The sequence below is a fragment of the Streptomyces sp. NBC_01304 genome, assembly GCF_035975855.1.
Taxonomy (GTDB): Bacteria; Actinomycetota; Actinomycetes; order Streptomycetales; family Streptomycetaceae; genus Streptomyces.
In genome coordinates, this window is sequence record NZ_CP109055.1 from 2,772,104 (window position 1) to 2,792,048 (window position 19,945).

Sequence of the window (19,945 nt, forward strand, 5' to 3'; positions counted from 1 at the left end):
TCGGTGGTATGTCTCGTGGAGCCCGATGGATGTCTCGGGACTCGTCGACGAGTACGGCGGGTGCGGCAGGTGCGGCAGTTACGGCCGGTGTCTCAGAGCTCGAGCTCTTGGTCGATGAAGGCGAAGAGCTCTTCGTCCGACGCCTCCTCGGAGAGGCCGGCGGCCATGGCTCCCGCACCGGCGTCGACTCCCTTGTCGCCGCCGATCTTCGTCGCCATTTGCTGTACGCGCCGGGACAGCCAGGCCCGTTCTTCGTCGTCGAAGGAGGCCGCTGCCAGGTCCGACATCACGCGATCGAACTCCGCCGCGATCGACTGGGCATCCACCGGCTTGTCCTCGGGCGCCAGTTGGCCGGTGAGGTGCTCGGCGATGGCCCGGGGACTCGGATAGTCGAAGACGAGGGAGGCGGGCAGGCGCAGTCCGGTGGCGGTGTTGAGCCGGTTGCGCAACTCCACGGCGGTCAGGGAGTCGAAGCCGAGCTCCTTGAACGCCCGGTCCGGCTGCACCGACTGGGCCGAGGCATGTCCGAGGACACCCGCCACGGTGGCAAGCACCAGGTCAACGGCCGCGATTTCCCGGGCCGGCGCCTCCATCGCCCGTACCGTCTCCGCCCAGTTCCGGTCCTGGCCCTGTGTCGTGCCGCTCCCGGCCGTACGTCGCCGTCGAGGCACGAGGGTGCGCATGAGCGAGGGCACCGCGTCGAGGTCGACGGCGCGCAGGGCGGACCGGTCGATGGCGGCCGCCACGACCTGGGCGGTGTCCGTACGCAGTGCTCCGTCCAGCAGTTCCAGACCGGCCGCGCTGGGCAGGGCCTTGATGCCGGAACGCGCGAGGCGGGCACGGTCCGCTTCGCCGAGCTGCCCGGAGATGGTGCTGGCCTGGTCCCACAGCCCCCAGGCCAGTGAATGCGCGGGCAGACCAAGGGAGTTGCGATGCGCGGCAAGTGCATCCAGGAAGGTGTTGGCGGCCGCGTAGTTGCTCTGCCCCGCGTTGCCGATCACACCCGCGATCGACGAGAACAGCACAAACACGGACAGCGGCAGATCCTTCGTCTGCTCGTGCAGGTTCCACGCCGCGTCCACCTTCGGCCGCAGCACCGCCGCCAATCGCTCCGCCGTCAGCGACTCCACGAGACCGTCGTCCAGCACGCCCGCCGCATGGATCACGGCGGTCAGTGGACGCTCCGCAGGAATCCGGGCCAGCGTCTTGGCAAGGGCCCCGGCATCCGCCGCGTCACACGCGGCATAGGTGACGGTGGCACCCAACTCACCCAGCTCACGGGCGAGTTCGGTGGCACCCGGGGCATCCGCGCCCCGCCGCGACAGCAGCAACAGGTTCCGTACGCCGTACTCCCGCACGAAGTGCCCGGCCACCAGCGACCCCAGCGTGCCCGAAGCACCCGTGATCAACACCGTGCCGTCCTGGTCCAGGACCGGGACGTCCGCGCCGGCTTCGGAGTCGCCGGGCACGGCGAGGGGAACCAGGCGGGGGGTGAGGACCTGGCCGTTGCGGACGACCAGTTGGTCCTCGTCACCGAGGAGCACGGACTCCGGTATGACGTAGGGCGGTTCGAGGTCGAGCAGCGTGAAGCGGTTCGGATGCTCGGACTGCGCGGTACGGATGAGGCCCCAGGCAGTGGCAGCACCCAGGTCGGCGGGATTGTCGTTGCGCAGGACGGATACGGCGCCCTGAGTCGCCACGACAAGCCGTGCGTCCTCGAACCGCTCGTCCGACACCCATGTCTGGACGAGGGCCAGCACCTCGGCGGCAACGCGGTGCGCGGCGACCGGGGGCGTCTCGTCGTCGTTCGGGGTGACCGTCACGACGACCCGGTCGGGCAGCTTGCCCTGCGCGGCGAGTTCCAAGAGCTCGGCAAGACCGGCCACTTGAGTGGCTCGGGCGGATCCGGCGGCCTGGGCCGTCGGCACCCAGTCGACCTGGAGCAGCTCGCCGTCCGTCACGGGCCGGGCGACGGCCGCCGCACGCAGGGCGAGGGAGCCGACTTCGAGCACCGGGCGCCCCTCGGTGTCGCGGGCCGTCATGCCTCCGTCGGCCCTCCAGTGGACCCGCCACCGGGTGGCCCCGGTGGCGTGCACCACCACATCGCTCCACGAGAACGGCAGCCGCAAGCCGTCACCGGACGTCACGCCGTCGTGGGCGAGGGGGTGCAGGGCGGCGTCCAAGAGCGCGGGGTGGATGCCGAAGTGCGGGACGTCGTTGTGCTGCGGCTCCGGCAGGACGACCTCGGCATAGCTGTCCTCGCCCAGGCGCCACAGCGCCTGCACGCCCTGGAAGGCGGGCCCGTAGGCGTATCCCGCGTCGGCCAGTACGGGGTAGAAGTCCGTCAGTTCGACGGCCTCGGCGCCCGCGGGCGGCCAGCTCTCCGTCTCGTCCGCGAGGTCGTTGTCCGGTGTTTCGGCCGTGGCCAGCCAGCCGTCGGCATGGGTGGTCCACTCCTCGGCGTGCTCGGACTGCGAGGAGATCCGCACATGGTGCCGCTGCCCGCTGTCGTCAGGCGCGTCGACCGTGACCTGCAGTCGCAGCCGGCCCGTGGCGGTCAGCACGATCGGCGCCTGAAGGGTGAGCTCCTCGACCCGGTCGGCCCCGACCTGGGCCCCTGCCTCGGCGGCCATCTCGACGAGTGCGGCGCCCGGCACGATGACCTGGCCCTGGATTTCATGGTCGGCCAGCCACGCATGCGTACGCAGGGACAGCGTCCCGCTCAACAGCGCGCCCCCGTCGGCCAGGCCCGTGACCGCGCCGAAGAACGGATGCCCGCCTTCCACCAGACCCAACGCGGCCGGATCGCCCGAACGTGACGGCGCCTCCAGCCAGTACGGGGTGTGCTGGAAGGCGTACCCCGGAAGGTCGGTGAGGTGACCGGAGGCGTGGATCGCCTGCCAGTCGAGGCCGACACCGTGGGCGAAGGCGGTGCCGAGCAGCGTGGCAAGGGTGCGGACCTCGGACTGCCCGCGACGCATCGCGGGGGCAACAGCCACCGCATCGCCTCGGCCCGGGTCCTGCTCCGGTTGCTCTGGGTACTGGTCCGGCAGGGACTGCTGGGCCATCGCCGACAGCACCCCGTCAGGCCCCAGCTCCAGGAACGTCCGGACCCCCAGGCCGTGCAACTCCTCCACCGCGTCCGCGAAGCGCACCGCGCCCCGCACCTGACGCGACCAATAGTCCGGCTCCGCCAACTCCCCGGCCACCGACAGGCGCCCGGTCAGCGTCGACACCAGCGGAATCACCGGCTCAGCGAAGTCCAACACGGAGGCTTCCTCGGCGAGTTCGGCCAGGACTCCTTCCATGTGCGGGGAATGGAAAGCGTGGCTCACGGTCAGGCGACGGGTCCGGACGCCGTCTCCCGCCCACGACTTGACGACTTCGGTGACGGCATCGTCGTCACCTGAAATCACTACGGCGGTGGGGCCGTTGACGGCCGCTACATCCAGGCGCCCGGCGAAGCCGGCCAGCGATGCGCGCACCTCGGCCTCACCGGCCTCGATCGCGGCCATCGCACCACCGGACGGCGCAGCCTGCATCAACCGGCCACGCACCGCGACCAGCCTGCACGCATCCGCCAACGACAATGCTCCGGCCGCATGCGCAGCCGCCAACTCACCGATCGAATGCCCCACCACCGCGTCAGGCACCAGACCCCACGACGCGACCAGACGGAACAACGCCGTCTCCACCGCAAACAAAGCCGCCTGCGTGAACAAGGTCTGATCCAACAGACCGGCCTCGACCGACCCGGCCTCGGCCCACACCACATCCTTCAACGACCGCCCGAGCTCCACATCGAAGTGCGCGCACGCCTCATCGAACGCCCCGGCGAAGACCGGAAAAGCGTCATACAACTCCCGGCCCATACCCAGCCGTTGACTGCCCTGCCCCGTGAACAAGAACGCCACCTTGCCCCCGACAGCCGACCCCCGCACCACCGACGCCGAAGAGGCAACTCCGGAGGCCAACTCGCGCAAGGCGGATGCCAGTTCAGCCCGGTCGCCGCCCATCGCCACTCCGCGCGACGCCATCCCTGCGCGCCCCGCGCCCAACGTCAGCCCGACATCCGCCAGATCCACATCGGGACGCGCCTCCACGAACGCCGCAAGGCGGGCGGCCTGGTCCCGCAAGGCCTCTTCCGACTTGGCCGACAGGGCCCAGGGAACGATGGCCGCCTCGGTGCGGGCGGCGGGGGCCTTCGCGGCCTGGCGTGCCGGGGAAGCGGCTTCTTCGAGGATGACGTGGGCGTTGGTGCCGCTGATGCCGAAGGAAGAGACGGCAGCACGCCTGGGCCGTCCGTCGGTTGTCCATTCCCGGGCCTCGGAGAGCAGCCGTACGGCTCCCGACTCCCAGTCCACGTACGAGCTCGGCTCATCCACGTGCAACGTCCGCGGCAACGAACCATGCCGCATCGCCTGCACCATCTTGATGATCCCGCCCACACCCGCAGCGGCCTGACTGTGCCCGATGTTCGACTTCAACGACCCCAGCCACAAAGGCTGTTCGGCATCCCGATCCCGGCCGTACGTCGCGAGCAGCGCCCGTGCCTCGATCGGATCGCCGAGGCGGGTCCCGGTCCCGTGCGCCTCCACCGCGTCGACCTCGGCGGCGGTCAGCCCGGCATCGGCCAGCGCACTCCTGATCACACGCTCCTGCGCCGGACCGTTCGGGGCGGTCAGGCCATTGGAGGCACCGTCCTGATTGACCGCCGAGCCCCGCACCACCGCGAGCACCCGATGCCCCCGCCGCCGCGCCTCCGAAAGACGCTCCACCAGCAGCAGCCCGACACCCTCGGCCCAGCCCGTCCCATCGGCCGCTGCGGCGAAGGACTTGCACCGCCCGTCCGCCGACAGACCCCGCTGCCGCGAGAACTCCACAAACGTGTTCGGCCTGGCCATCACCGTCACACCACCGGCAAGAGCCATCTCGCACTCACCACGCCGCAGTGACTGCACCGCCAGGTGCAGCGCCACAAGGGACGACGAGCACGCCGTGTCCACCGTCAACGCCGGCCCCTCAAGACCGAACGAATAGGCAAGACGGCCGGAGATCACGCTGGAGGTGTTGCCGGTGAGCAGGAAGCCTTCGAAACCGTCAGGGGCGGTCTGCAGTCGGGAGCCGTAGTCGTTGTACATGACGCCCGCGTACACACCGGTGCGTGAGCCGCGCAGCGTCGCCGGATCCAGGCCGGCGTTCTCGAAGGTCTCCCAGGCCGTCTCCAGGAGCAGCCGCTGCTGCGGATCCATCGCGGCGGCCTCGCGCGGGCTGAGCCCGAAGAACTCGGCATCGAACTCGGCCGCCCCGTAAAGGAATCCACCGGACTTCGTGTACGACTTCCCGACCGCCTCCGGATCCGGGTCGTACAACGACTCCACATCCCAACCACGATCGCTCGGGAAGTCACCGACCGCGTCCACACCACCGGCCGCCAGGTCCCACAGACCCGCCGCATCCGACACACCACCCGGATAACGGCACGCCATCCCCACCACCGCGATCGGATCGTCGTCGGCGTCGGCGCTGCGCGGCGCGTAGGTCTCCGTCGCGGTACCGGTTCGTGCCTCCGGCCCTTCCGTGGCTTCCGCGACGGCTGCCAGCAGGTAGGTGGCGACCGCCCGGGGCGACGGGTGGTCGAAGACGAGCGTGGCGGGGACGCGCAGACCGGTGGTGGCATTGACCCGGTTGCGCAGCTCGACGCCGGTCAGGGAGTCGAAGCCGAGCTCCTTGAAGGCCCGCTCGACGTCGACGCCCGCCGCACTGGAGTGGCCGAGCACGGATGCCACCACGTGGCGCACGGTGTCGATGACCGCGCCTTCGCGCTCCGCACCGGACAGCGCGGCCATGTCGTGGACCCAGCCCTGCGCGCCGGTGGCCTGCGTGGTCGCGAGCGCGGCACGCCTGACCGGCGGTCGCACCAGGCTCCGGAAGACCGGTGGGACCCCGCCCGGCGCGGCGGCGGCCTGCGCCTTGAGCACGGACAGGTCGAGGCGTGCCGGTATCAGGAGGGGCCGGTGTGTGGCCAGGGCGGCGTCGAGCAGTTCGATGCCGCGTTCCGCGTCCAGCGGCGCCACTCCGGCCCGGGTCCAGCGGGCCCGGTCGGCGTCCGTGAGGCCACCCGCCATGCCGCCGTCCTGGTCCCACAGTCCCCAGGCCAGTGAATGCGCGGGCAGACCAAGGGAGTTGCGATGCGCGGCGAGCGCGTCGAGGAACGTGTTGGCGGCGGCATAGTTGCTCTGCCCCGCATTGCCGATCACACCCGCGATCGACGAGAACACCACGAACGCGGACAGCCCCAGTTCCTTGGTCTGCTCGTGCAGATTCCACGCCGCGTCCACCTTCGGCCGCAACACCGCCGCCAAACGCGCCGTCGACTGGCCCTCCAACAGCCCGTCGTCCAGCACACCCGCGCAATGCACCACGCCCGTCAGCGGCCGCCCGGCCGGGACAGCGGCGAGGACGCCGGCCAGGGCATCGGCATCCGCCGCATCGCACGCGGCATAGGTGACGTCGGCACCCAACTCCCCGAGCTCACTCGTGAGTTCGGCCGCACCCGGCGCATCCGCGCCACGCCGCGACAGCAGCAACAGGTGCCGCACACCGTGTACGCGTACGAGATGCCGGGCCACCAGGCCACCCAGCGCGCCCGAAGCACCCGCGATCAACACCGTGCCCGCCGAACCAAGGGCCGGGAGCTGCCCCCGAGCGGCACCGGACACGACAGCCAGCCGAGGTGCGAGCAACTGTCCTGCGCGTACGGCCAGTTGAGCTTCGTCACCGAAAAGGGCAGTGGCCGGAACCGCGGCCCCCTCGTCCTCCAGATCAACCAGCACGAAGCGATCCGGGTGCTCGGACTGCGCCGTACGGATCAGACCCCACGCCGTGGCGGCCCCGAGGTCGGTCGGCGCATCACCGTCGAGCGCACCTACGGCCCCTCGGGTGACCACCACGAGGCGGGCCCCCTCGAACCGCTCCTCGGCCACCCATGCCTGAGCGAGCGCGAGAACCTCACGGGCGATGCGGTGAGCGGCGGCCGAAGGCTCCTCCCCCGCGACGGAGGCGACCGACACCACCACCCGCTCCGGCACCGCACCCGACGCGGCAAGCCCCACGAGCTCCTCGGGGCCGGACACGTGGGCGACCGAGCCCGCAGGGTCGGCAGCTGACGTCGCGACGGGAACCCAGTCGAGCCCGGACAGCGTGCCGCGCCCGGTGTTCCCGGGCGCCGCGGCACCGGCATCGATGCGCGCGGGCCGCAGTGCCAACTCTCCTACGGTGGCGACGAGTCGGCCGGTCGAGTCGGTCACGGCGAGCGCCGCACTGCGGGCGCCGCCGTGCGTCCAGCGCACGCGGATCTCACGGGCGCCGGTGGCGCTCAGCGCGACATCGCTCCATGCGAAGGGCAGCAGCAGAGCCCCGTCCTCCGCTCCCGCGGCCGGGTCGTCGGCAAGCCTGTGCACGAGGGGGTGCAGGGCGGCGTCCAGGAGAGCGGGATGGATGCCGAAGCGTGCGACGTCGTCGTGGAGCGGCTCCGGCAGGACGATCTCCGCATACGTCTCCTCCCCGCGCCGCCACAGCGCCCGCACCCCCTGGAAGGCAGGTCCGTACGTGTATCCGGCCTCACCCAGGCGTGCGTAGAAGTCCCCCACGTCCATCGGCTCCGCGCCCTGCGGCGGCCACTGCGCCGAGGCCGCGTCGGCGGTGACGAGGTCGCCGGCCACCAGCCGGCCCGCCGCGTTCCTGGTCCATTGCGCTTGTTCGTCGGCACGCCCGTCGTGCGCATCCGAGGGCACGCCCTCGGGGCAGGAGTGGATCTGGACCTGCCACTGCCCGTGCCCATCGGCGACGGTCACGGTGACCTGGACGCGCAGGCCGCCGGTGGCGGGAAGGACCATCGGCGCTTCGAGGGTCAGATCCGCCAGGCTCGTGGCTCCGGTGCGGTCCGCGGCGTCCAGCGCCATCTCGACGAGTGCGGCGCCCGGCACGACGACCTGGCCCTGGATTTCATGGTCGGCCAGCCACGCATGCGTACGCAGGGAGAGACGCCCACTCAGGAGAGTGCCGCCATCGGCCAGGCCCGTGACCGCGCCGAAGAACGGATGCCCGCCATCCATCAGACCCAGCGCGGCCGGATCGCCCGAACGCGACGGCGCCTCCAGCCAGTACGGGGTGTGCTGGAAGGCGTACCCGGGCAGATCGATCCGACGGCCACCGGGATGAATCGCCGGCCAGTCGACGTGAGCGCCGTGCGCGTGGGCGGTCGCGAGCAGCAGGGCCAGTGTGCGGGTCTCGGACTGCCCGCGACGCAACGCCGGAGCGAGGGCCACGGCATCCTGTTCCGGCAGGGATTGCTGGGCCATCGCCGACAGCACCCCGTCAGGCCCCAGCTCCAGGAACGTCCGGACGCCCAGCCCGTGCAGCTCATCCACCGCGTCCGCGAACCGCACCGCGCCCCGCACCTGACGCGACCAATAGTCCGGCTCCGCCAACTCCCCGGCCACCGACAGGCGCCCGGTCAGCGTCGACACCAGGGGAATCACCGGCTCCGCGAAGTCCAGCCCCGAAGCGACCGACGCAAGCTCCTCCAACACCCCGTCCATGTGCGGGGAATGGAAAGCGTGGCTCACGGTCAAGCGCCGCGTCCGAACACCCTTGTCCGCCCAGGACCGGACGACCTCGGCGACGGCGTCCTCATCCCCGGAGACCACTACGGCCGTGGGGCCGTTGACGGCCGCCACATCAAGGCGCCCGGCGAAACCGGCCAACGATGCGCGCACCTCGGCCTCACCGGCCTCGATCGCGGCCATCGCACCACCGGACGGCGCAGCCTGCATCAACCGACCACGCACCGCCACCAACCTGCACGCATCCGCCAACGACAAAGCTCCAGCCGCATGCGCAGCCGCCAACTCACCGATCGAATGCCCCACCACCGCATCAGGCACCAGACCCCACGACGCGACCAGACGGAACAACGCCGTCTCCACCACAAACAAAGCCGCCTGCGTGAACAAGGTCTGATCCAACAAACCGGCCTCAACCGACCCGGCCTCGGCCCACACCACATCCTTCAACGACCGCCCGAGCTCCACGTCAAAGTGCGCACACACCTCATCGAACGCCCCGGCGAAAACCGGAAAAGCGTCATACAACTCCCGGCCCATACCCAACCGCTGACTGCCCTGCCCCGTGAACAAGAACGCCACCTTGCCCCCGACAGCCGACCCCCGCACCACCGACGCCGAAGACGCGTCACCTGCGGCCAACTGCCGCAACCCGGCCACCAGTTCAGCCTGGTCCTCACCCACCGCCACAGCACGCCGGCCCAAGGCCGCTCGCCCCGCGCCCAACGTCAACCCGACATCCGCCAGGCTCAGATCGGGGTGCTGTTCCACGAACGCCGCAAGGCGGGCGGCCTGGTCCCGCAGGCCTCCTTCGTCCGCGCCGGACACCGGCCACACGGCCGGCCCGAGGGCCACGGCGGACCCGCCGTCCGGCACCGGGACATCGGTCGACTGCTCCTCGGCGGGCGCCTCTTCGAGGATGGCATGGGCGTTGGTGCCGCTGATGCCGAAGGAGGAGACGGCCGCACGGCGGGGCCGCTCACCCCGCTCCCACACGACGTCTTCCGTCAGCAGGCGTACGGCTCCCGACTCCCAGTCCACATGCGGGCTCGGCTCGTCCACGTGCAACGTCCGCGGCAGCGTCCCGTGCCGCATCGCCTGCACCATCTTGATGATGCCGCCCACACCCGCAGCGGCCTGACTGTGCCCGATGTTCGACTTCAACGACCCCAGCCAGAGCGGGCGGTCCACCGGCCTGCTCCGGCCGTACGTCGCGAGCAGCGCCTGCGCCTCGATCGGGTCACCGAGGCGGGTCCCGGTCCCGTGGGCCTCCATCGCGTCCACGTCGGCTCCGGTCAACCGGGCTTCGGAGAGCGCCTGTTGGATGACGCGCTCCTGGGCCAGACCGTTGGGGGCGGTCAGGCCGTTCGAAGCACCATCCTGATTGATGGCCGTGCCCCGCACGACCGCAAGCACTCGATGACCTCGCCGACGCGCCTCCGAAAGGCGCTCCACCAGCAACAGCCCGACACCCTCCGCCCAGCCCGTCCCGTCGGCCGAAGCGCTGAAGGCCTTGCAGCGGCCGTCCGCCGACAGGCCCTGCTGTCGGGAGAACTCCACGAACATGCCGGGGGTCGCCATGACCGTCACACCACCGGCGAGCGCCATCTCGCACTCACCACGCCGCAGTGACTGGACCGCCAGGTGCAGCGCCACAAGGGACGACGAGCACGCCGTGTCCACCGTCAACGCCGGCCCCTCGAGACCGAACGAATAGGCAAGACGGCCGGAGATCACGCTGGAGGCATTGCCGGTGAGCAGATAGCCCTCCGCGCCCTCGGCGGATTCGTGCAGCCGCGGCCCGTAGTCCATCGCGGTCGCCCCGATGAAGGTGCCGACGCGAGTGCCGCGTACGGACGTCGGGTCGATGCCCGCGTTCTCGAAGGCCTCCCAGGCCGTTTCCAGGAGCAGCCGCTGCTGCGGATCCATCGCGGCGGCCTCGCGCGGGCTGATCCCGAAGAGGCCCGCGTCGAACCCCGCGACGTCGCTGAGGAATCCGCCCCGGCGGGTGGCGGAGCTGCCCGGCCTCGTCGGGTCCGCGCCGAACAGCGCGTCGAGGTCCCAGCCTCGGTCGTCGGGAAAGTCACCGGTCGCGTCGGTCCCGTCGGACACAAGACGCCACAGGTCGTCCGCGTCGGCCGTCCCGCCGGGATAGCGGCAGGACATGGCCACGATCGCGATGGGCTCGTCGACGGGCGCGGCCGAGACGGCTGGAGCGGACGTCGTACGGGCCGCGCCGGCGAGCTCGTCCACGAGGTGCCTGATCAGGTCCGCGGGTGTCGGACGGCTGAACAGCAGCCCGGCCGGAAGGCGCAGGCCGAGCTCCTGGTTGAGGGCGTTGCGGAGCTCGACCGCGAGCAGCGAGTCGAAGCCCAACTCCTTGAAGGTGCTGGTGAGTTCGATTCCAGCCCCGCCAGCCCCGCCAGTCCCGTCGCCGCCGTCCGTGGCGTCGTGTCCGAGCACGTCCGCCGTGTGTGACCGTACGAGGCCGGTCAGCTCACGCTCCAACTCGCGGGCGCCCAGGCCGGAGAGCCGGGACCGGGCGGGCCCTTCCGATGCCGGGTCGCCCTCGTCGGGCAGGCGGGTGTCGGCCTGCCCGGGGACATCCGCCGACACCCGCTCGTCCGCCTTGCCGGGTGTCGCGGGCGCCGCCGAGGCGGCCTCGCTCCAGTGGCGCTTGCGCTGGAAGGCGTACGTCGGCAGGTCCACGGCCGCCGCGTCGCCGCCCAGCACGGCGGCCCAGTCGACGGCGATTCCGTTCGTGTGCAGGGCGCCCGCGGCCGCGACGGCGGCGGTCGCCTCGCCACTGTCGCGGAGGCCGGGCAGGAACACGGCGTCGGTGCCGTCGAGGCACTCGGCACCCAGGGCGGTCAGGACGCCGCCCGGACCGATCTCCAGGTGGGCGTGCGGACCGGTGGCGGCGAGCGACTCCAGGGCGTCGGCGAAGCGGACGGTGCCCACCACGTGCCGGACCCAGTACTCCGGGTCCGGCAACTCTCCGGCGCGGGCGGGCTTTCCGGTGACCGTCGAGACGAGGGGTATCTGCGGCGCGTGGTAGGTGAGGCCTTCGGCGACGGCTCGGAAGTCGTCGAGCATCGGCTCCATCAGCGGGGAATGGAAGGCGTGGCTGACCTTCAGACGGCGGGTCTTGCGGCCGAGCTGTGCGAAGTGGTCGGCGATCTTCAGTGCGTCGCGTTCGGCGCCGGAGACGACGGTGGCTCCGGGAGCGTTCACCGCGGCCAGGCCGACGCTCCGTTCCAGCCCTTCGAGGAGGGGCAGCACCTCGTCCTCGGCGGCCTGGAGGGCGATCATGGCGCCGCCGGGCGGCAGTTCCTGCATGAGGGTGCCGCGCGCGGCGATCAGCTTCGCCGCGTCGGGGAGCGAGAGGACCCCGGCCACGTGGGCGGCGGCGATCTCTCCGATGGAGTGTCCGACGACGACGTCGGGATGCACACCCCAGGAGGTGTAGAGCCGGTGCAGGGCCACCTCGACGGCGAACAGGGCGGGCTGGGTGAATCGGGTCTCGTCGAGAAGCCCGGACTCCGGGCCGTTCCCCGCACCGGATTCCGTGCTGGCCTTCGTGCCGGTCTTCGTGCCGGTTTCCGTGCCGGTCTTCGTGCTGGATTCCGCTGCGGCCCAGACGACCTCCCTCAGCGGGCGGCCGATGAGCGGGGCGAGCTCGGCACAGACGGCGTCGAAGGCTTCCGCGAAGGCCGGGAACGCCTCGTACAACTCGCGCCCCATACCCAGGCGTTGACTGCCCTGGCCGGTGAAGAGGAAGGCGAGTCCGGCGCCACTCGCCCGTGCCTTCGTCAGCGCCGGCGAACGGCGGCCGGCGGCCAGGGCGGTGAGGCCGGCCACCAGCCCGGCGCGGCTGTCGGCCACGACGGCGGCCCGGCGCGGGAAGTGGGTGCGGGTGGCGGCGAGGGAGTGGGCGATGTCGCGCGGGTCCGCGGCGGGATCCTCAGCGAGTGCGTCGAGCAGCCGTTCGCCCTGCGCGCGCAGGGCCGCGTCGGTCTTGGCGGAGAGCAGCCAGGGCACGGCCGCGGGGCGCGATGCGCCGCCGCCGTGCCGCGGCGCCGTCGGGTCGGCGTCGGGTGCGGGCACCGGGTCCGCCTGGGCGAGGACCAGGTGCCCGTTGGTGCCGCCCATGCCGAACGAGCTGACACCGGCGACGAGTTGACGGTCCGGGTCCGGCCAGGGCCCCAGTTCCAGCGGAACGCGCAGGCCGAGCTCCGCCAGGGGGATGGCCGGGTTGGGGCGCTCGTGGTTCAGGCTCGCGGGCAGCGCGCCGTGGGCGATGCTCAGGCCCGCCTTCAGCAGGCCCACGATGCCCGCGGCACCCTCCAGGTGACCGACGTTGGTCTTGGCCGAGCCGACGAGGAGCGGGGCGTCGGCGGGGCGGTGCGTGCCGATCGCGGCACCGAGGGCGGCCGCCTCGATCGGGTCGCCCACCTTGGTGCCGGTGCCGTGCAGCTCCACGTACTGGACGTGCCCGGGTTCGATGCCCGCGTCCTGGTGGGCGAGCCGGATGACCTCCTGCTGTGCGCGCTCGCTGGGCACGGTGAGGCCGTCGGCGGCGCCGCCGCTGTTGACGGCGCCGCCCAGGATCAGCCAGTGGACGCGGTCACCGTCGGCGAGGGCGCGTGCGTACGGCTTGAGCAGCAGGGCGCCACCGCCCTCTCCGCGTACGTAGCCGTTGGCGCGCTCGTCGAAGGTGTAGCAGCGGCCGTCGGGCGAGAGGCCGCCGAACTTCTCCGTGCTGAGGGTGGTCTCGCCGAGGAGATTCAGGCTCACGCCACCCGCGACGGCGATTTCGGACTCGCCGCGGGCCAGGCTCTCGCAGGCCATTTGTACGGCGACGAGCCCCGAGGACTGGGCGGTGTCGACGGTGAGGCTGGGGCCGTGCAGGTCGAGGAAGTAGGAGACGCGGTTGGCGATGATGCCGCGGTGCGTTCCGGTCACGGTGTGCTGCGTGATGCCCTCGGTGCCCGCGCGCTGCATGAGGCGGGCGTAGTCGTCGGCGATCGCTCCGACGAAGACTCCGGTCCTGCTGCCGCGCAGCTCGCCGGGGACGAGTCGGGCGTCTTCGAGCGCCTCCCAGCTCAGCTCCAGCATCAGGCGCTGCTGCGGGTCCATGGTGGCGGCCTCACGCGGACTGATCCCGAAGAACGAGGCGTCGAACCGGTCGACGTCCTCGATGAATCCGCCGTACGGAGCCCGCAGTTCGAGGTCGGGTGCCCAGCGCTCCGGCGGCGCCTGCGTGATGGCGTCGCCGCCGCGGGCCAGCAGTTCCCAGAACCGTCGGGGGTCCGGTGCGCCGGGCAGTCGGCAGGCGACGCCGATGACGGCGATGGGCTCGTGGGAAGCAGCAGGAGAAGCAGAGGAAGCAGAGGGGGGAAGGGAAGGAGAGGTCATCGTCGCCCTTGAAGTCGCGCTTGAGGTCGTGGGGGTCGCGTCCGTTCGGTCGGGCTCAGCCATGGGTCTTCTCCGGGGCCTGGAAGACCGCGGACGACCACGTGTATCCGGCACCGCCGCCGATCACGAGCGCGATCTCGCCGGGCTCGAGGATCCCGGAGCCGACGATGTCCGTGAGGTTGGCTATGAAGTCGCCGGAGCCCAGGTGACCGGTCCGGCGGCCCAGGAAGAGGGGCTCGGCCTTGATGACGTCCTCGATCACCGGCAGGTACATCAGGTCGTAGACGGAGTCCCCCGCACGGGGCAGCGCGATGCAGCGGATCCGGGGGTCCGTCGCCTCCACGCCCGCGAACCTGAGGCTGTCCTGCAGGACTTGGCGGACCTTCGCGAGACCCAGCGTCTTGAGCGTCTCCATGCCGCCCATCTCCAGGAACGCCTTCTTCGGGCGGCGTACGTCGATGGGCGTGCTGTGGGTGAGGGGCGCGGCGCTGAACTCGTCGCGGCCGCGGAAGAAGTTCTCCGTCTCCGGCGCCGCCGCCGTCGCGAAGGACAGCATGTGCAGGAGGTCACCGTCGCCGTCACGACGGCCCAGGACGAGGGCGGTGCCTCCGTCGCCGTACACGACGTCGTAGTCACCGGCCCACCGGTCGTAGCCGGGAGGGGCGAATCGGTCGCCGGTGGTGACCATCACCGAGTCCATGTCCGGGTCGGCGAGGAGCCGGACCGCGGCGAGTTGCATGCCGAGCGCGGCGCCGTTGGACATGTGCTGGAGCCCGAAGGGCAGGGCACGCCGCAGGCCCACCTGGTGGGCGACGTAGTGCGCGGGGGCCCAGAAGTCGTGGCCCTGGTGGTAGATCCACGAGTGGGAGAGCAAACCCACCCGGTCGGCGTCCCAGGACGCCGATTCCAGGGCCTGCCGGCCCGCACGTGCCGCGAGTTGGGGGCCGGCCAGGTCGTGCGAGACAGGTAGCTCGGTCACTCCGACGCGATCCCTGTGCTCCGGCTCCAGACGGCCCCCCGCGATCGCCTCCGCCACGGTCTCCCGGGCTGCGGGCAGCCATGTGGAGACGGCCTTGATGCTCAGTGCGTCGCCCAGCCTCATCCTGAACTCCCCCTTGTGCGGCACGGGTTGGAAACAGCCACAACGCTAGGGAGAGCGCCCCCCGGACCATAGGCCACCTAAGGCACAGCGACCGGCATGTTCCTTTGGTGGTACGCCGATGCCTCCTGGCCATGTGCCGGGGGGACGAGGGACCGTTGCCGACGGGCGGGGACGGGGACGCGCACAGGGGTGGTGCTATTGACGCAAGGCCGAGTGCAGGGCGTCCATCCAGTGCCGGGTGGTACGCCGCGTCAACGCACTGTTCGGCGCATAGGCTTCAAACAGATGGAATGCGCCAGGCACGAGGTGAAGCTCGGTGCTGACTCCGGATTCGACGAGCCGACGCCCGTAATCGAGACCTTCATCGCGCAACGGGTCATTTTCGGCCACGAGAATATAGGCGGCGGGAAGGCCCGTCAGGTCATTCCAACGCCCCGGGGCCGCATAGGAGTTCGAAGCCGGCGGCTCGGCCCCGAGATACTCGGGGCCGAGATAGGTGCGCCACATCTCCTGGGCCGTGTCCCGATTGAGCGCGCGAGGGTCCGTCATGGCGCGCGCCGACGGGGTCTGGCAGCGGTCGTCGAGCACGGGTACCAGCAGGAGTTGGTGGATCAGCGTCGGGCCGTCCTCGTCGCGGGCCCTCAGGGCCACGGCGGCGGCGATGCAGCCCCCCGCCGAGCGCCCGCTGATGCCGATCCGGGCCGGGTCGACGCCGAGTTCGGCCGCGTGGTCGGCGAGCCAGCACAGGGCGGCGTAGCAGTCGTCGAGGCCTGCGGGGAAGGGGTGCTCAGGGGCGAGGCGGTAGGCCACGGACACCACGACAGCGCCTCCGCCCAGGCAGATTTCGCGGCAGTTGCTGTCTCCGGTGTCCAGATCGCCGGTGACGAATGCCCCGCCGTGGCAGTAGAGCACGGCCGGGGTCCGCTCTTCCGCGTCCGCCGGGGTGTAGATGCGCACGGGGATCCGCGATCCGCCCGCACCGGGGAGCGATGTGTCACGCACCGAGATCCGCGGATCCGCCGGCGGTTGGTTCGCCGCGAGCAGTTCACGGGTTGCCGCACGCGTTCCTTTGATGTCGGAGAACCAGTCAATGGGGGGTAAGGACGCGAAGACCTCGGAGAGGTCGCCATGAATGTTCAAGATGAAAGATCCCTGGGATCGACAAACGGGCGTCGAATCCTAACATTGCCATGTCAATCCAACTACTTGGCAGGGGAGTTCATCAATTCACGCGGTGTATTCCGGATCGGACGAATGTGCGGCCGCCGACGGCAGGATCGCGGAGGCAGCGGCCTTGTTCACGGCATCTATGCGGGATACGGCCTGGAGCTTGTCGAATATGTTTCGCAGATGACGCTTCACCGTGCCTTCCGCTATGCCCATGGCCTTCGCTATCTGGCGATTGCTGCGGGCCGCGGCGACATGGCCGAGCACTTCGACCTCCCGGGCCGAAAGGGCCCCCGGGCCCAGCGGTTTGACGGGGGCGGCCTGGAGGCTCTGCCGGGAGACGGACATGGTCACCTGCTGATCGCCCCCGCGGGTGGCCCGGATCGCGGAGAGGAGAGTGCCGCGCGCGGCGCTCTTGTGCAGGAATCCGCTCACTCCCTGGTCCAGGCAGGCCTGCACCAGATCGGGGGCGTCATACATGGTCAGGATGATCGTCCGGGTGTGCGGGGAGCCCTCGTTGAGCTGGGCGACGGTCGTCAGCACGGTCTGGCCGGGCATCTCGACGTCCAGGATGGCGACATCGGGGCGGTACTGCAGGGCGAGCTCCACCGCGGCCCTGCCGTCGCCGGCCGCGGCCACGACATCGATGTCGGCTTCCCTGCGCAGGGAGTCGCACAGTGCGTGGCGCAGGATCGTGTGATCGTCCGCCACCAGCACACGGATCGCGTCAGACGTCACGGGGGTCTCCTGGTATGGGTATCCACAGCGACACACGGGTGCCGGAGCCCGGGCGGCTGGTGAGCTCGAAGCGGCCGCCGAGCTGGTCGACGCGGTCCGCCATGGAGATGAGCCCGTGGCCGCGGCGTGCGGCCTGGGCCTCGTAGATGTCGAAGCCGATCCCGTCGTCCTGGATCGAGCACGTCACCTGATCGTCCGTGAACTCCACGCGCACCACCAGCCTGCCGGCCTCGCCGTGGACGAGGGCATTGAGCAGACATTCGCGCAGGACGAGGAAGAGCTCGTCCAGGATCTCCGGACCGGCCACCGACTCGTCGCCGTTCACCTCGACGTCCAGGTCGACATCGGGCATCTGCATGGCCGCGACGAAGGCCTCCGTCGCGGCGCTCAGGTTGCCGTCGATACGGGAGTCGTGCAGCCAGGTGATCAGTTCGCGGAGCTGCAGGAGCGTACTGACCAGGGTGTCCCGGGCGCTGAGCACGAGGCTGGGGTCCCGCTCATGCTCCTGCTCCGCCCCGTCCGTGAGCGTCAGCGCGTGCAGTTCGAGCTGACGCATGGCCAGGCTGATGTTGTTGCCCACCCTGTCGTGCACGTCCCGCGCCAGGGTGCGGCGCTTGGCCTCGGCGACCTTGTGGACGGCGTCGAGGAGGGAGTCGTGGTGCCGGGTGTGCAGCTGCCACCGCGCCTGCACGCTGCGGTAGAGCGTGAGCAGCGCTTCGCTGCGCAGCGTCGCGGAGTTGCTGTCGGTGCCGATGACCTCCCGCAGCGCGGTGGCCACCGTCTCGAAGAGGATCGCGGAGGCCTGCGCCATCTCGGGCTGCTCGATGATCAGGCCGATGCGGTGGTCGGTCGTCCACCGCGCCGAGCTCTCCGCCTCCTCGACGGTGATGGCACGTCCGGTACGCAGAGTCCGGACGCAGTCGTCGAATACGAGGCCGACCTGCAGCTCGCAGAACCGCCGTCCCGACGGGTGCCGCAGCATGGAATTCTCTCGCTCCTGTAACAGCGAGATGAATCTTTCGGCGATTTCGGAGCGACGCTTGGTCAAAGCATCAACTACACCGGGAGAGCCCCCCTTTGGGTGTGGCTCATCCACCTTTTCATTGACAGCCATAACTCCCCCTGTCCATGGCCACCGCAATACTTTCGAGGCTATCAAGATCCTCTGGGCGCCAACGGTGAGCTAGGTACGCGTATTGCAAAGAGTGCACTCCGCAAGGCGTCGATCATGTACCTATGACCCGATTCCGCCGTACGAATGTGACCTGGAGCACTTGGCGGACGAAATCCTGATTCCACTTCACGGAACCCCTATCCAAACCGCCCGTGATGACCGCGAGTTGGACGTGCCTGTCCCGAGATAAAGCTCCGCTAGTTCACCCATGGACGGGGAATGCGCCGTCACCGGCCCCGACCGCCCCACGGGCACCCGGAGCCGGGTTCAGACCAGTTCGGGCTGCGGCTCCGCCACCGGCTGCCGCGCCGGTGCGGTCTTCGGCTCCCACAGGTTGGTGGTGCGTACGTAGCCGTAGATCACCGACGCCGTCACCAGCAGGAGGAGCGGCCCGAAGAGCCACGGGTAGCGGGCCATCTCCATCGGCAGATAGCGGTACGAGACCAGGAGCGCGGCGAAGACCGTCGTGCCGTACGCGACGAGCTGGATGCCCGACCGGTCCCAGCCGCGCGCCTGCGAGCGCAGGCCCGCCTCGATGGTGAGGGTGAACACCACGCCGGCGAGGATGTCCACGCCGTAGTGGTAGCCGAATCCCAGCGTCGCGCTCAGCGTCGCGACCAGCCAGAACGTGCCCGCGTAGCGCAGCGCCCGGGGCGCCTGGCGGGAATGGATGAAGATCGCGGTGGCCCACGCCGTGTGCAGGCTGGGCATGCAGTTGCGCGGGGTGAAGTCGTTGAACGGGAGATGCTGCGGGACGGTGACCGACGGCAGCACGTCGGGCCACAGGTTGGCCACCGCCCACTGGCCGCCCTGGCTGCCGAACGCGTAGACCGGACCGACCACCGGGAAGATCATGTAGATCGCCGGACCGAACAGGCCGATGACGATGAACGTACGCACCAGATGGTGACGCGGGAAGCTGCGCTCCTTCGCCACGTTGCGCAGCTGGTAGAACGCGATGACGACCGCGGCCACCGTGAGCTGGGTGTAGACCCAGTGGAGGATGTTCCAGGGGACCGGGCCTGCGGCCTCGAGCAGCCGGCCGACCAGCCACGACGGGTTGGCCAGCGCGTGATCGGCGGCCGCCAGGTACTCGTCGAGCACGGTCGGGCGGGTCGTCGACGTGATGAGCAGCCAGATGTTGCCCGTCTTGCGGGCGACGAGAAGCAGCATGCCCAGGCCGACGCCCTTGAGCAACAGGACGCGTTCCCGGCCGGCGCGGTGCGTGAACGCCATGACCACGCAGGCCAGCATCACCCACAGCGGGCCGGTGCCGAGCGTGGTCTTCGCGTCGAAGATCAGTCGGACCAGCAACAGGACGACATCGATGCCGACCGCGACACCGAGCGCGGTGAAGCGTTCCCGCCAGGTGAAGACCACCGTCATCAAGGCCATGCTGACGTACATCAGCGGCCACGATTCCGGTTCGAAGATCAGCTGCTGCATCTCCACGCCGGGGTGGCCGATGATCGGTCCCCCGCCGTAGCGACGCTCGGCGAACTCCATCGCGACGAAGAATCCGAGGGACGCCACCAGCGCCACCCCGGCCCACAGCATCACCCGCGGCCGACGCCACGCGGCGAAGTCAGTTCTGCGGTCTATTCGCGAAGTCACCCGCGATGCTCCCCGTATCAATGTTTTGGCCAGTTGTTGGATTTTGGGTCAGACAGTGTTCTGAGCCCGATCATGTTAGTCGAGCAGCGGGGTGGGCCTGCTCCT

6 protein-coding genes are annotated in these 19,945 nt (G+C 70.4%); all 6 read right to left on the reverse strand.

What is annotated here, in order from left to right; genetic code table 11:
* Positions 1 to 92: 92 nt before the first annotated feature.
* A complete protein-coding gene (locus OG430_RS12075; protein ID WP_327352461.1) occupies positions 93 to 14,045 on the reverse strand; it encodes a type I polyketide synthase in 13,953 nt (4,650 codons plus the stop codon).
* Between the two features lie 55 nt (positions 14,046 to 14,100).
* Positions 14,101 to 15,147, reverse strand: coding sequence for a ketoacyl-ACP synthase III family protein (locus OG430_RS12080; RefSeq protein WP_327352462.1), 1,047 nt, complete (start codon positions 15,145 to 15,147; stop codon positions 14,101 to 14,103).
* Between the two features lie 195 nt (positions 15,148 to 15,342).
* Complete coding sequence (locus tag OG430_RS12085) at positions 15,343 to 16,287, reverse strand: alpha/beta hydrolase (RefSeq protein ID WP_327352463.1); 945 nt, start codon at positions 16,285 to 16,287, stop codon at positions 15,343 to 15,345.
* 87 nt (positions 16,288 to 16,374) lie between these two features.
* Positions 16,375 to 17,052: a response regulator transcription factor gene (locus OG430_RS12090; RefSeq protein ID WP_327352464.1), complete on the reverse strand. Its 678-nt coding sequence runs from the start codon at positions 17,050 to 17,052 to the stop codon at positions 16,375 to 16,377.
* Positions 17,042 to 18,034: a sensor histidine kinase gene (locus OG430_RS12095; RefSeq protein ID WP_327352465.1), complete on the reverse strand. Its 993-nt coding sequence runs from the start codon at positions 18,032 to 18,034 to the stop codon at positions 17,042 to 17,044. Before OG430_RS12095 ends, OG430_RS12090 begins: the two co-directional genes overlap by 11 nt.
* Before the next feature lie 459 nt (positions 18,035 to 18,493).
* Positions 18,494 to 19,783 (reverse strand): phosphatase PAP2 family protein, encoded by a 1,290-nt coding sequence (locus tag OG430_RS12100; protein WP_327359059.1) that lies wholly within the window; start codon positions 19,781 to 19,783, stop codon positions 18,494 to 18,496.
* Positions 19,784 to 19,945 lie beyond the last annotated feature (162 nt).

Bases quoted from the DNA above. Each gene is read 5' to 3' on its own strand.
- OG430_RS12075 (WP_327352461.1), bottom strand. From the start codon at position 14,045: ATGACCTCTCCTTCCCTTCCCCCCTCTGCTTCCTCTGCTTCTCCTGCT.
- OG430_RS12080 (WP_327352462.1), bottom strand. From the start codon at position 15,147: ATGAGGCTGGGCGACGCACTGAGCATCAAGGCCGTCTCCACATGGCTG.
- OG430_RS12095 (WP_327352465.1), bottom strand. From the start codon at position 18,034: ATGCTGCGGCACCCGTCGGGACGGCGGTTCTGCGAGCTGCAGGTCGGC.
- OG430_RS12100 (WP_327359059.1), bottom strand. From the start codon at position 19,783: ATGCTGTGGGCCGGGGTGGCGCTGGTGGCGTCCCTCGGATTCTTCGTC.